12 protein-coding genes and 1 tRNA gene are annotated in these 14417 nt (G+C 56.2%); 4 read left to right on the top strand and 9 right to left on the bottom strand.

The features are described from left to right. Positions 1-125 precede the first annotated feature (125 nt). Complete coding sequence (locus tag JMJ16_RS18040) at positions 126-2027, top strand: adenylate/guanylate cyclase domain-containing protein (RefSeq protein WP_201383705.1); 1902 nt, start codon at positions 126-128, stop codon at positions 2025-2027. 130 nt (positions 2028-2157) lie between these two features. Here JMJ16_RS18040 and JMJ16_RS18035 read toward each other — a convergent pair whose 3' ends face one another. The 8 genes from JMJ16_RS18035 to JMJ16_RS18000 form a co-directional block, all read right to left on the bottom strand. Beyond that, complete coding sequence (locus JMJ16_RS18035; RefSeq protein ID WP_201383703.1) at positions 2158-3036, bottom strand: GNAT family N-acetyltransferase; 879 nt, start codon at positions 3034-3036, stop codon at positions 2158-2160. 6 nt (positions 3037-3042) lie between these two features. Then, positions 3043-4203: a histone deacetylase gene (locus JMJ16_RS18030; RefSeq protein WP_201383700.1), complete on the bottom strand. Its 1161-nt coding sequence runs from the start codon at positions 4201-4203 to the stop codon at positions 3043-3045. A gap of 272 nt (positions 4204-4475) precedes the next feature. Then, positions 4476-5348 carry a succinate--CoA ligase subunit alpha gene (gene sucD, locus JMJ16_RS18025; protein ID WP_201368547.1) on the bottom strand — a complete coding sequence of 291 codons (873 nt, stop codon included), beginning with the start codon at positions 5346-5348 and terminating at the stop codon, positions 4476-4478. Between the two features lie 15 nt (positions 5349-5363). Then, positions 5364-6506: an ADP-forming succinate--CoA ligase subunit beta gene (gene sucC, locus JMJ16_RS18020; protein ID WP_201383698.1), complete on the bottom strand. Its 1143-nt coding sequence runs from the start codon at positions 6504-6506 to the stop codon at positions 5364-5366. A gap of 255 nt (positions 6507-6761) precedes the next feature. Then, the gene (gene manB / locus JMJ16_RS18015; RefSeq protein ID WP_201383696.1) at positions 6762-8120 is read right to left on the bottom strand and encodes a phosphomannomutase/phosphoglucomutase; all 1359 of its coding nucleotides are present in this window, start codon (positions 8118-8120) and stop codon (positions 6762-6764) included. Positions 8121-8230: 110 nt separating this feature from the next. Then, positions 8231-8818: a GNAT family N-acetyltransferase gene (locus tag JMJ16_RS18010; protein ID WP_201383694.1), complete on the bottom strand. Its 588-nt coding sequence runs from the start codon at positions 8816-8818 to the stop codon at positions 8231-8233. Between the two features lie 89 nt (positions 8819-8907). Beyond that, the gene (locus JMJ16_RS18005; RefSeq protein WP_374229075.1) at positions 8908-10083 is read right to left on the bottom strand and encodes a phosphopentomutase; all 1176 of its coding nucleotides are present in this window, start codon (positions 10081-10083) and stop codon (positions 8908-8910) included. 2 nt (positions 10084-10085) lie between these two features. Continuing rightward, positions 10086-11288 (bottom strand): 6-phosphofructokinase, encoded by a 1203-nt coding sequence (locus tag JMJ16_RS18000; protein ID WP_201383690.1) that lies wholly within the window; start codon positions 11286-11288, stop codon positions 10086-10088. Positions 11289-11653: 365 nt separating this feature from the next. Between JMJ16_RS18000 and JMJ16_RS17995 the strand changes: the two genes are divergently transcribed. Further along, positions 11654-12586, top strand: coding sequence for a nucleoside hydrolase (locus tag JMJ16_RS17995; RefSeq protein WP_201383688.1), 933 nt, complete (start codon positions 11654-11656; stop codon positions 12584-12586). Between the two features lie 190 nt (positions 12587-12776). Here JMJ16_RS17995 and epsC read toward each other — a convergent pair whose 3' ends face one another. After that, positions 12777-13508 carry a serine O-acetyltransferase EpsC gene (epsC, locus tag JMJ16_RS17990; RefSeq protein WP_201383686.1) on the bottom strand — a complete coding sequence of 244 codons (732 nt, stop codon included), beginning with the start codon at positions 13506-13508 and terminating at the stop codon, positions 12777-12779. Between the two features lie 289 nt (positions 13509-13797). Here epsC and JMJ16_RS17985 point away from each other — a divergent pair. Both JMJ16_RS17985 and JMJ16_RS17980 read left to right on the top strand, forming a co-directional pair. Beyond that, a tRNA-His gene (locus JMJ16_RS17985) sits at positions 13798-13875 on the top strand. A 278-nt stretch (positions 13876-14153) separates the two neighbouring features. Further along, on the top strand, positions 14154-14417 hold the full coding sequence (locus JMJ16_RS17980) for a hypothetical protein (protein WP_201383684.1): 264 nt from the start codon (positions 14154-14156) through the stop codon (positions 14415-14417).

The raw sequence follows: 14417 nt of genomic DNA, 5'->3' as shown, positions 1-14417 counted from the left end.
TGCCCTTTGCATCGAGCAAGGTTGTAGCATTCCTTTCCCATTAGCTTCTCTACAGAAAGCGTACATATTTCACCTGATCATGGTTGTGCAGAGACGGAGGAACCTGAGTGACACAAGCGCTTGATATGAGCAATATACACGAAATTAGCGAATCGCTCATGCGCATTTCACGTCTGCTGCATGAGCATACACATAAGCTTGAAGTCGCGGTCGAGGGAACCTATGCCGGTCAGACTGGTGATCCACGTGTGAGCTTGTTAATGGATGCTCTGATCGTTGCGCGTAAGGCTGACCTGGAACTGGGGCGCAACAGCCAGGCCCTCAAACGTTTGACTACCCAGCAACTCTCTACAAGCAGCAGTAAAGGGAATACTGCCGCCACGCGTGCCGTTTTTGAGCGCGAACGTGCTGAATTACAGTCCAATATCACCTTCCTCAAAAAACAACGTGATGAACAGGGGATCCTGGCCGATATCGCGCGCACCCTGAATTCCACCCTGGAGTTCGACGAGGTCCTACGCCTGGTCATGGACCGCGTCATCGAGTTCGTCAGCGCCGAACGTGGCTTCCTCATGCTTGTTGATCAGCAGACGCAAGACCTGGAGTTCAAGATTGCGCGCGATAAGCAGGCTCGTACCATTCCCGAGAGCGAGTTTATGACTGCGGGGATCAGCCGTGGAGTGGTCAAGCGCACAATTACTACCTTGGAGCCGCTGGTCTCCGACGACGCCAAGCTCGACGCCTCGCTTAATGGACATGAGAGCATCATGACCTTTGGCATTCGCTCCATGATGTGCGCGCCGCTGGTGGTGCGCGACCACTGCATTGGCGCGGTCTATGTTGATAGTCGCATTAACGCGAATCTCTTTAGACAGCAACACCTGGACCTGCTTGTCGCCTTCTGTAACCAGGCCGCTATCGCTATCGATAATGCCCGCCTCTTCGCAGACCTCAACCGCGCCATTCAACAGGTACAAGATGACAAGCAGTACATGGATAACATCTTTGCTTCTATCGCCAATGGCGTTGTGACCATTGATTCCCGAGGCTATGTGACCACGTTTAATGCCTCCGCAGGTCTGATTCTGCAAATAAATAATTCACAGGCCATTGGTCGGCACTATACCGAGGCCTTTGCCTCACACGCCCATATTGGTGTTGTCGACCTCTTACGCAACGCTCTGGAGCACGCGGAACTCCATGCCCACGGAACCTTCGTTCCCAGCTCGGTGGATAATTGTATCATCCCCAACCGCCTCAATGGCCCCTTTAGCCTGAACCTCTACGTCTCGTCACTACGCGATACGCAAGGAGCGCATATCGGGGCGGCCCTGGTGATTGATGATCGTACCGAGATCAAGCGCTCGGAGGCCGAGACCAAGAAGATTCGCGGTATTTTTGAGCGCTATGTCCATCCCAACGTCGTCAAGCAACTTATTCGGGATAAGAATGCCCTGAACCTGGGTGGCGAGACCAAAGAGATCTCGGTCCTCTTCGCGGATATCCGCGGCTTTACTCGCCTGAGCGAGAGCATGCCGCCCGAGGCCGTGATGGATATGATTAACCGCTATATGCGGATCATGTGCGAGGCCATCTGGGAGGAGGAGGGAACGATTACCGCCTTTCTCGGCGATGCCGTCATGGCCATCTTCAACGCGCCCCTACCACAGGAGCAGCATGCCCTGCGCGCGGTACGCGCTGCCTGGAAGATGCGCATGGCCGTGCAGGGCTACCAGCAGACCCATCCCCAGGAGCGCTTTATCTCCTTTGGCATTGGTGTCAACACAGGCCTGGCCACGGTGGGCAATATCGGCTCCCAGGAGCGTATGCAGAACTATACCGCGATCGGCGACGTCGTCAACGTGGCTTCGCGCTTGCAGAATAACGTCTCCGACAATGATATCTTGCTGAACGATACCACGTACCAGCAGGTCTATCCCTACGTGAGGACCGGCCAGCCCTTCCAGCTCTCCGTCAAAAACAAAGCTGCCCCCCTGACCGTGCGCTACCTCCTCGGCCCCCTATAAAAAGATACAGAATAATGAGAGATGCGTTGCCCGCTGCCAGCCGAAGGCTGGCAGCGGGCAACGCATCTCTCATTATTCTGGCGAGCACCGCAGGTGCGAGAAGTCACGCTCCAGGGGAGCACCTGGCGAACTAAAGCACCTGGCGCAGCACAAAGCCACGCTGGGCCAGGCGAATAAAACCAAACCACTCATAGAGGCGGTGCGCGTGGGTGTTCTGCTCCTCAGTGTTGAGCATGATGCGTGTGACGTGCTCACTGGCGAAAAAGCGTACCGCCTCGGCCATCAGGCGTGCCCCGATCCCCTGGCGTTCAAAGGCGGGGTGGACCGCGATGCGTACCAGGTAGCCATAGTCGGCCTCGACGGTATTAAACTGGTAGCCGACGACCTGCCCATTCTGCTCGGCGACGACAAAGTAGGGATGGGAATTGGCGATGTCGCGGAAGGCCGTCGCGTCATAGCGCCAGAGCTCATCAAAGCAGCGCTCCTCGATAGCGAGCAGGGCGGCTGTATCATCCTCAAGCCCAGTTCCTAGCTGCGCCGTGCGCACGGTGACGCGTGTATTCCCGGAGGTTGGCGTCGTATAGTCATACTTGTCGTAGGCATAGAGCTGGCAGTAGGGCTGAAACCCGCGCGCCAGCAGGAGGGGGCGGAGCCAGTCCTGCTCCATGTCATTGCCGGAATAATACAGCGCCTGCGCCCCCCGCGCCCGCAGATGTGTGTTGAGGTCTTCAATAAGGTTATCGAGGATGGAGATATAGTATTTGCTCTCGCTCCAGCTGACGCCAAATCCGCCTATCCAGGCAATAGGCGGATTGGTGATCTGCGAGATGAGAAAGCCATGCAGTGATGAGTTGTGCAGGTCTCCCACAGCCGGGTAGCGCTCGATCAGGAGTGGTAGCTCCTCCGGGGTGAAGCGCTGATAGATGTATTCGGAGGAGCGAATCAGGCGCTCAACCTGCGGGACATCGGCTGGTGTTAAGAGCCGAATATGCCTGGAGTCGGTTGACATGCGTCCTCAAGCTTTCTCTTCGTCGGCGGACGGCCCCTTAACCTCGCGGCGCAGGCGCTCAATATCTGGCTTTGGCTTACGGTGTACACGATAGCCGGTCAGGTTATGGATGCGCCTGAGTTCTGAGATCAAGACATCGATATTGATCTGGTAGGTCATATCGGGGGCGGGTCCCAGGTCGTCAATGGCGGCCTCGCCACCCATGAGCTGATTGATGGAGGTCGCGACACAGTTCTCAAGCGCGCTAATGCTATAGCCACCCTCCTGGACCATGATGATGCGTCCATCACAGATCCTCTCGGCATATTCCAGAATGACGCGGTTCAACTGGTAGAAGGCCGCGGTTGAGAGGTACATGTCGCCAATTGGGTCGTCCCAGTGCGCATCAAAGCCCGCCGAGACAAGGATCAGTTGTGGATCAAAGCGATCCATGGCGGGGACCATGACCTGGCGGAAGATGGAGTCATAGACATGGAAGCCTGTGCGTGCTGGCAGGGGGACATTGATCGTTGTGCCCAGGCCTTCGCCCTCGCCCAACTCGGTTGAGGCGCCGGTCCCTGGATAGAAGGGAGCCTGGTGGACGGAGAAGTACAGCACACGGGGATCGTTGTAGAACATCTCCTGGGTGCCGTTGCCATGATGCACATCATAGTCAATAATCATGACGCGCTCCAGCCCATGCTTCTCCAGGGCGTAGCGCGCGGCGACCGCGACATTATTGAAGATACAAAAGCCCATCGCCGATTCTGCGACCGCGTGATGGCCCGGAGGGCGTACGAGGCAGTAGGCGTTTTTAATCTCGCCCTTGAGCAGGGCGTCGATGGCGGTCAGAGGGGCACCAGCCGCTTTCAGCGCGGCCTCATAGGTTTTAGCGGAGACATAGGTATCGGTTGCGAAGAATTGCGTATTGCGACCACCGGAGGCCTCTATTTCCGCCGCTTTCTTGCTAGCCGCCTCCACCTCCTGGATATACTCCCGCTCATGCACTGCCGCCAACTCGTCCACTGTTGCGGCACGCGGTTGGAGTTGCACCAGGTCATCACGCTCAAACCACTTGAGGGCCTGCAACAACTGCATCGACTCGTCGAGGCGCTGTGGGCGCTCTGGGTGCTGCTCGGGCGTAATGTGTTCTAAAAAGATTGGATCATAAATAAAGGCCGTGGTCATAGGATAAAGTCCATTCCTTCTGGTAGATTGTGTATTGCTAACTCACAGCACATCATCAACCAGCAATGTGTTGCACATGAGATTATCTGGCCCAGCGTGCGATCTACTGATGTAGAGGAGTGTCGTGGGTCCTGCCAGCCAAAGGCTGGCAGGACCCACGACACTCCTCTACAATGGTGAGCGCCGCAGGCGCGAGAAGTCACGCTCAGCAGTTACACGCGGAGTAACCTATATATAGCATACTCCTTTGCGAGGAGTATCCTTCAGGAATATTACTTGCTCAAAACCTTTTTGACAAGGGCTGGCACATCAAAGATGGTGTCCGCAACGGGAACACCCGCGGCCTGAAGCGCCTCAACCTTGCCCTGGGCGGTCCCGGTATTGCCCGAGACAATCGCGCCCGCGTGGCCCATGCGTTTTCCTGGAGGGGCCGTGCGCCCGGAGATGAAGGCCACCACGGGCTTCTTCATCTGGGTTCTGATGTACTCGGCGGCATCCTCTTCGTCGCTACCACCGATCTCGCCACACATGACGACAACCTCAGTCTGGGGATCCTCGTCGAAGCGCTTGAGGTAGTCCGCGAAGGTTGAGCCGATGATGGGGTCACCACCGATGCCGATGCAGGTCGACTGACCCAGGCCCTCGTTGGTGAGCAGCGAGACCACTTCATAGGTCAGGGTGCCAGAGCGCGAGATGAAGCCGACGGGTCCGGGTGTAAACATGCCGTAGGGGATTATGCCGATCTTACCATGGCCTGGCGTGCAGAGTCCTGGGCAATTGGGGCCAATCAGGGTCGCGCCCTTCTCGCGTACCGCCAGGATCGCGCGGGTCATATCCACAACTGGAATGCCCTCGGTGATGCAGACGATCAGTTCGATGCCTGCATAGGCTGCCTCTTCGATGGCGTCAGCCGCGCCCGCGGGTGGCACGAAGATACAGGTGGCATTGGCGTCTGTCCGGGCCTTGGCCTGGGCCACGGTATCAAAAACGGGAACGCCCTCGACCTCCTGGCCACCTTTACCAGGGGTGACGCCGCCAACAACGGTCGTGCCGGCCGCGATCATATTATGGGTGTGATACTGACCCTCACGCCCGGTAATGCCTTGCACGATGACGCGCGTGCTTTTATCCAGTAGAATGCTCATTGCTGCTACCCTTCTCTACTTGTCAAGCCCGTTAATGGCGGCGACAATCTTCTGCGCGGAGTCACGCATATCCTGACCCCAGTCGAGTCCCGCGTCTTTCAGCAGGGCTCGGCCCTCTTCGGCGCCTGTGCCGGAGAGGCGAACGACAATCGGCATACCCTTGGGCAGCTCTCCCTGCGCCATAATCACGCCACGAGCTACCTCTTCACCACGCGTAATGCCGCCGAAGATGTTGACCAGGATACCCTTGACCTGGGGGTCGCGTGCAACGAAGGTCAGGGCCTTATACATGACCTCGGCCTTGGCGCCACCACCGATATCCAGGAAGTTCGCGGGCTTGCCGCCGGAGCGAGCGACCATGTCGAGCGTGGTCATAACGAGGCCCGCACCGTTACCAATGATACCGACGTCACCATCCAGCTTGACATAGGTCAGGCCTGCCTGTTTGGCCTCGAACTCAATGGGGTTGGCGTCTTCTGGCTCGGACCAGGAGGCAATCTCTTTCTGACGGTAGAGCGCGTTATCGTCGATCAATATTTTCGCGTCTGCGGCCAGGACCTTGCCGTCTGCGGTCAGGGCCAGGGGGTTGATCTCGGCCAGTTGCGCGTCGGAACCAATATAGGTCTTGGCGAGGTTGGCGAGGATAGCGGCTGCGGGACGGAGGGCCTTGGTAGGGAGTCCAGCCTCGGTGACGATATTGAGGGCCTCAAAGGGGCGCAGCCCCCAGTGCATATCTATAGGATATTTAATAATTTTTTCGGGATGAGTTGCAGCGACCTCTTCGATATCGATACCGCCCTCTTTCGAGACCATGACCACAGGAGTCTGTGACTTGCGATCATGCACGATACCCAGGTAGTACTCTTCTTTAATATCGATCTTGGAGGTTACAAGAACCTTATCTACGGTCAATCCCTTAATGTTCATGCCCAGTACGCGTGCCGCGGAGGCGCGAGCCTCTTCTGGAGTGTCGCCAAACTGGATGCCACCCGCCTTACCACGTCCACCGACGTAGACCTGGGCTTTGATGACAACGGGCCCGTCAAGTTCGCGGGCAATAGTTTCGGCCTCTTCTGGCGTGTGTGCGACTTTGCCGGGCTGAACCGGAATGCCGTAACGAGCCAGGACTTCTTTGGCCTGATATTCGTGGATCTTCAAAATAATTGCTCCTTAATACGCTTGCTTCCACATATTGACTGCCCCCCTGGAGAAGAGAGACAAGGAGTAGGTTGATGCAACTGAAGTTTATGCTAGCACTTCACAGAAAAGGTGTCAAGGATGGGTTGCGCCTGCAAGCGCTTGTATGCCCTCTCGACTCTCTTCCCCGTAGTGATACCCATCATATGTCTACACTCAGCATAAAAAAAGCACCGGGTGTTTACCCGGCGCTTTTTTTATGCTGAGAATAGGTAATTACCCCCGGATAACGGCCAGGACTTCGTCGCGTTTTTGTTCCATGAGGGCCTGGGTCTTTGCCTCAAGGTTCAGGCGCAGCAGGGGCTCGGTGTTGGAGCCACGCACGTTGAACCACCAGTCGCCGTAGTCAGCGCTGATACCGTCGAGGGTGTCAAACGACTGGGCTTGCTTGCTAAAGTATTCCTTGACCTGCTCGATCTTGGCCTTGACGTCGCTGACGGTGCTGTTGATCTCACCGCTGCGGTAATAGACGTCGAGGGGTTTGATGCTCTCGGAGAGCGGCTTGTTCTCGACGGAGACCAGTTCCAGCATGATTAGGAAGGCGATCAGGCCAGAGTCGGCGTACCAGTTGTCACGGAAGTAGAAGTGGCCGGAGTGCTCGCCACCGAAGATGGCGTTCTCTTCGCGCATCTGGGCCTTGATGAAGGAGTGTCCCACGCGGGTACGGCCCGATTTGCCACCCAGCTTCTCGACCAGTTCTGGCACCGCCTTGGAGACGATGAGGTTGTAGAGGATGGTCGAGCCGGGGAATTTGTGCAGCAGGCTGTTAGTCACGGCCAGGGTGACCATGGAGCCATCGACCAGGCCGCCATGCTCATCGACGGGGAACATGCGGTCGGCGTCGCCATCGAAGGCCACGCCCATGTCGGCATGCGTCTCGCGTACTTTTTGCTGCACATCCACCATGTTCTCTGGCTCGATTGGGCTGGCGGGATGATGGGGGAAGGAGCCATCCAGCTCAAAGTAGAGGGGAACCAGCTCGCAGGGGAGGTGTTTGAAGACGCGTGGTAGCACCAGGCCCGCCATGCCATTGCCCGCGTCGGCGACGATCTTGAGTGGGCGAATCTTCTTCACGTCGATGAAGGAGAGGGCGTGCTGGACATAGTCGTCGATGATGTCGCGCTGGCTGACCTCGCCTTTGTGTGCAGGCTCGGCAAACTCACCGCTCACGGCCAGGTCGCGGATATCGCTTAGTCCAGTGTCACGGCTAATAGGATAAGCCATCGCGCGGCAGAACTTCATGCCGTTGTACTTGCCGGGATTGTGCGAGGCAGTGATCATGACGCCTGCGGGATAATTAAACTTACCCACGGCGAAATAGAGCGCGTCCGTCGTCACCATGCCCAGGTCGATAACATTGACACCCTGGTCGGTCAGTCCACGGATCAGGTTCTCCGCCAGTTGTGGTGAGGAGAGACGCATGTCGCGCCCGACCGCGATTTCAGGAACATTTAGATACTGGCCCGCCGCGCGTCCGATTGCATAGACGGCCTCATCAGTGAGGGCCTCGCCGTAGATGCCTCGGATGTCATAGGCCCCGAAGATGGCGGGGTTGACATTAGTCTTTGTACTCATAATTGTGCCGTGCAGGGAGGTAGTATGGATTTGTCCTGCACGTCTCCTTTCTCTATCTATCACGTCGGAGCATATTGGCCTGGATGTCAGACCTCTCCATCGTGTTGGGTCTATTTGGGGGTTTGCTTAGTATATAGGCGCTCCCAGTCATGGCGTAGGATTTCCACAAGAACCCAGGGATCGCCAGAACTGCGCGGATCATAGATCTGTCCGACCTCGGTAAAGTGGCTACGGGTGAAGGCCTTTCGTGCTGGAAGATTGGCAAGAGCCGTCTCCGCATAGATGCGTGCCAGGAAGGGTAGGGTAAAGAGATGATTGACGAGTGTGTAAATCGCCTCGCGCCCATATCCCTTGCCCCAACTCTGTTTATTGCCAATTCCCAGGCCGACCTCTACCTGGCCACTTCGATAATCGAGATTGAAGTATGTAATGGTGCCAATAGGCGTCTTTTGTTCATCTTCAATAATAAACCAGAATTGCCGCCCATTTCCTCGCACATAATTGCGTTCAAAAACAGGGAGAAATTCAGCCATGGTGCGCGAGTAGGGTCGGTGTGGGTCAAAGCGCCATACCTCGTCGTCGCGCTCCCAATGAAAGACGTTGCGTGCATCCTGCATCATTGGTGGGCGTAGTGTAATGCGTTCTCCATGCAGAATAGGTGTGCTGCTTACTCGATTGTCGCGTTGTAGTTCTGTCATGGTTTCTCCGAAGTTCCTTGTCCTCGTCCCTAAGTGGTATGACCGCCAGTTTGTAGGGTCCAAGCTTGCCTGGACTCCCTGCTGGCACGTTATGCTAGCCCGATTTCACGCGCAAAGCTGGTTCCTGCCGCCAGTGGGCCAACCCCAAAGTTCTCGGCCAATGTCTGCCCAAGGTCGGCCATGGAGGACCGGGTTCCCAGGTCTACTCCGGCGCGAATTGGCTTGCCGTAGGCGAGCAGGGGCACACATTCTCGGGTATGGTCGGTACCACGATAGGTGGGATCGACACCATGGTCGGCGGCGAAGAAGATCGCGTCTTCGGGACGCAGTACCTGCTGCACCTTGCCGAACCATGCGTCTACATCGCGTAGCGCTTGCGCGTATCCCTGGCTATCGCGACGGTGTCCCCATAACATATCAAATTCTACCAGATTCACGAAGAGCAGACCATAAAAGTCTCGCTCAAGCCAGCGCAGGGTCGCGGCCATCCCTTCTTGATTCGTCTCCGTGTGATCGCGCGCGGTCAGGCCCCGGCCTGCGAAGAGGTCTTCAATCTTGCCAATGCCAATCACATCGCGCCCGCTTTCTTTAAGCAAGTCAAGCAAGGTGGTGCCGACTGGCTCCAGGGCGAAGTCGCGCCTGTGCTCGGTGCGCTTGAAATTTCCGGATGTGCCAATAAAAGGGCGCGCGATGACCCGGCCCACGGCGTTCTCGCCTGTCAGCATATCACGTCCAACCTGGCAGATGCGATAAAGCTCCTCCAGAGGAATGATTTCCTGGTGGGCCGCGATCTGGAAGACGCTATCTGCCGAGGTGTAGAGGATGGGCCGCCCAGTACGCACATGCTCTTCGCCCAGTTCTTTAATGATCTCGGTTCCCGAGGCGACCTTGTTGCCAATGACTTTGTGTCCACTGGCCTCTTCAAAGGCAGCGACAAGCTCAGCCGGAAAACCTTGGGGATAGGTGGGCAGCGGTCGCTGGAGAACGGCCCCCATAAGCTCCCAGTGTCCCGCGACGCTGTCTTTGCCCGCGGCGGTCTCGTTCAGGCGTCCAAAGGCGCCCAGGGCCTGTTCCTGGGGTGGTGTGCCCTGGATAGGCGTGATGTTGCCCAGTCCAATGCGCCCCAGGTTGGGTAGCTCCAGGCCACCGATGGCCTGCGCGCAGTGCTCCAGTGAACTGGCTCCCTCGTCTCCATAGGTTGCACTATCTGAATTGGCTCCTGCTCCTACACCATCTAAGACGATGACGACAGCTCGTTTGAGTATGCTCATAATGAAATCACCTTTGTCGTATCCAGGCGTGCATAGCGCGGTAGCGACTCGCCGATGAGCGGCTGCGCGTAGGTGTGAAATGCACGCGTAACCATTGCTGTACTCGCATCAAAATAGGCATCAGGAATGAGGCGCTGCACGTTCGCGATCTCTCCAAGCTCAACCAGACCTGTAGTACAGTGATAGGCCGGCGTATCATGCCGCACCAACGTCACCATTTTATCGCTCTCCCCGCGCAATACCGCCTCTAGTGCCTTCTGTCCCACAAGATACGCCTCCTGCCGATCCGTTGGCGAGACGTACTGCGAAGACATGCGCTGGAAATCGCCCGGTTTATCAAAGCGCGCTCGTAGATGTAATTGTTGCTTTATTAATTCTACCAGAGTCTGTGCGGTTCCGCTAAGCAAGGGATGTTGAAAGGCGTCGACACCCGCCTGCGCGGCTGCGCCCAGTGCCTCCCCTTTCTCATTGCGCAACGCCTCTGAGGCCACGATGACGACATAGCCATAACGTCTATATTCCTCCTCAACCTGGGTCAAGAAGCGCTCCTCGTGAAAGGCCTGTTCGGGAATGAGCACGATATGGGGCGCATCAGCCTCGTCGTGCTTGCCTAGCGTTGAGGCCGCTGCCAGCCAACCCGCATTGCGTCCCATGGTCTCGATGATCTTGACGGGATAATGCCCTGGCATGGAGAGGGTATTCATGGTTGAGTCTTGCGTCGCCGCTGCGATGAAGCGCGCGGCACTCCCATAGCCGGGACAGTGATCGGTAAAAGGGAGGTCATTATCGATGGTCTTTGGAATGCTGATGGCGTAAAATTCATACCCGGTATGATGGGCCGCCTGCGCCAGGCGATGGGCTGTATCGGCGGAATCATTTCCACCAATATAGAGGAGATAGCGAATATCGTAACGGCGAAAAATATCTAAAGCTCGCTCAATATCTTGTTCTTGTAGCTTGTAGCGACACGAGCCAAGCGCGGCAGATGGTGTATGTAGGAGCTGAGGCCAGAGGCCCGCATCTTGTTGACGCAGATCAATAAAGTCTTCTTGCAATAGACCCGCGATCCCATAATGCATCCCATAGATGCCAGCGATACGCGTGTCTGCTAATGCCGCCTCGACTGCGCCTACGAGGCTCGCATTAATAACGGCGGTTGCGCCGCCCGATTGACCAATAAGCAGATTGCCAGAAACCAATGCTTACCCCCAATAGATTACCTTACATTTAAACTCAGGAAATGCCTTGCTTAAGCACCTCTCGCAAGGCCATTATAACAAGTTCAGGGGGCGAGCGTCGAGGGCATAGGTCTAAGTCTATGGCCTCTTTCGTGGCAGGGAGCGTGAAGATTTCCTTTCTTGAGAGCGCCTACGCACCTGTGGCCCTCTCCCTGTGAAGTCGCAAGAGGCTCCAGGACTTGGAGTGCCGAGGCAGGTGCTAGAGGAGGAGTGAAAGGCTTTGTATGGGGCTATTGCCTGCTTGTGTGCTAGTATTCAAAGAGGGAACCTGCGGTGCGTTCTTAAAGAAAGACATTGATCCCATTAAGCAAGAAGGGGAAATACGCGTGAAAGAGAAAATAATTCTTGACTGTGATCCTGGCCATGATGATGCAATCGCGCTGTTACTGGCCGCTCATCATCCCCAGCTAGAACTCTTGGCTGTGACGACTGTCGCGGGCAACCAGACGGTCGAGAAGACCTCGCGTAACGCCTTAAAAGTCTGTTCGCTGGCGGGCCTGCATCATATTCCAATCGCCAGAGGGATGGAGAAGCCCCTGGTACGCGCCCCCGGCTTTGCCGCAGATATTCATGGCGAAACGGGCCTGGATGGTCCTGATATGCCCGAACCTGTTATGTCGCTGGTGCGTATGCACGCGGTCGACCTGCTTATCGACCTGCTGCTCAGAGCAGAGGAGCCAATTACCCTGGTGGCAACCGGCCCCTTAACTAATATTGCTACAGCCCTGGAGCGCTCGCCGCACATTGCCCGCAACATCAAAGCCATCTCTATTATGGGGGGAGCCATCGGCCTGGGCAACGTGACCCCAGCCGCCGAGTTTAATATCTGGTTTGATCCCGAAGCGGCACAGAAGGTATTTCAGTGTGGTCGCCCCATTACCATGGTTCCCCTGGAGGTCACGCACCAGGCGCTGGCAACGAAGGAGATCATGCGCCGCCTACGCTCTTCCGGACGCCGTGTTGCCAACTTCGCCGCCGATCTCCTGGCCTTCTTTGCGGATACCTATGAGCAGGTCTTCGGCTTCTCTGCGCCCCCCGTCCATGATCCCTGTGCTGTTGCCGCCGTCATCGATCCAGCCATCATCGAAGGCCACGATATCCGCGTTGAGATTGAGACTGGAGGGGAGTGGAGCGCTGGCCGCACCATCTGCGATGTCTACGGTAAGATCCAACTCCCACCCAACGCCCGCGTCGGCTACAGCCTCAACGTCTCCCACTTCTGGGACCTCACCATCAACACTATCCTTACCTATGAGTGAATCAATAAGAAGAAGTGATGGAATATCGCCATCGACACCGCTTTTACCCTTTAATTGATAAGAAGAGGTCAGATGAGGTTGCCTGGCGCTGAAAGCGCCAGGCAACCTCATCTGACCTCTTCTTAAGTGAGCGCCGCAGGCGCGAAAAGTCCCCCGGAGGGCGGGGTCAAAGGGGTGTCCCCTTCACACATTAAATTTGATAATCCATTTCGCCGTTCCAGCCTTGCGTGAGCTCCTCGTGCTTCTCAAGGGGAGCGCCCCCTTTCATCAGCAACTCGGCTGGTTTGGCGGCTACTACAGAATTCGGCGAGACCGATTCGAGTACCAGCGCCATGGCGCCAATCTTGCTGCCACGTCCAATCGTGATGGGACCCAGGACCGCCGCGCCTACGCCAATCGTGACATCATCCTCAATGGAGGGGTGGCGCTTCTGCTTACGCCCGGGGCTGGGTCTCCACCAACCGGTCGCGCCCAGCGTCACCTGGTGATAGAGCATCACATTATTGCCGATGACAGCCGTCTCGCCGATGACAACACCCGCGCCGTGATCGATAAAAAAGCGTTTGCCAATCTGTGCTCCAGGATGGATCTCGATACCACCCGTAATTATGCGCGCAAACTGCGAGATGAGGCGTGGCAAGATGGGGATGTGTACCTTGTGGAGGGCATGGGCGATACGATGATAAAAAATAGCCCACAGACCAGGATAGGTCAATGCCTCGATAATGTTACGGCAGGCTGGATCCTTCTCGAAGATCACATCAATATCATCAGGCCAGGCGGTGCGCCTCCGCGGTGTCTGAGAGGGAGCGGCAATAACAATGCCTGGGGGCAATTGTGGCAACTGGGACAAATCAGTTTCGTATGGCTGCTGCTGACCTATCTTAGTATCCTCCGATAAGCTTCTGGGTCCCTGGGACATAGCATTTTGATCCTTTTCTGTCTGGATAAATCTTTTTGGGATAGATCTTTCTTGCCCTGTTCTGTAATGCCTACTGGCTTGCCGATATCTGGCACTGCTATGTGTGGTTGTGCTATCAACTCTGATAGATCTTCCTTTGAAATTGAGTGTATGGCAGGAGTCAGGTCTTGTCAAGGGGACGCAGATTTTCTCTCTCTCTCGATATCGTAAAAAAAGTGCGGCAAACCTATTGACAATTCGCAAGTGCTCCGGTATACTGACGACGTGTTGAGAAACACGCACACAATATGGTGGCCGTAGCTCAATCGGCAGAGCTCTGGATTGTGGCTCCAGCGGTTGTGGGTTCAAGCCCCATCGGTCACCCCCAAGAAACCCGGGATAGTCAAAGCACTATCCCGGGTTTTTAATTACCGCTTTTTGTCGTTTATTGCGACAATTTTGCGACATCTTCGCGATAGACCTGAGACATCCCCAGACTATACTTTCACCAATGCACCAGACAGACATTAATGACCTGGTTGGTGGTGCGGGTTGGCAGCCGCAGGCTGCCAACCCGCACCACCAACCAGAGCGAGCGCCGCAGGCGCGAGTGGTCAAGCCAAAATCTTGTACATCAGATTCATATAAATATCAGGAGCAAATTGTATGTCTTGGGAACAAAACTCATATCGCGAAAGCGCGTCAGCCCAGCATATGTATGAAAGCGGTTATGCGAGCGAAGCGGAGCATCTCCAGCCAGAGCCAATCGATCAGAGCCATGTGCCACCCATGAATCAGACAATGCGTGACCTTCCTCCCTCGCATGAGTCACCACGTCCAGCGTTTGATGGCCCCCAGGTGATGCAACCACTGCCCCGCCAGCGGGGCAACAGGGCTATGTTCTCTACGGCTGGCAGCCGGTCTTTATAA

This window comes from Ktedonobacter sp. SOSP1-52, from assembly GCF_016587395.1.
Note: the sequence above shows the minus strand (reverse complement) of the source record. Positions and strands in the feature narration are given on the sequence as shown.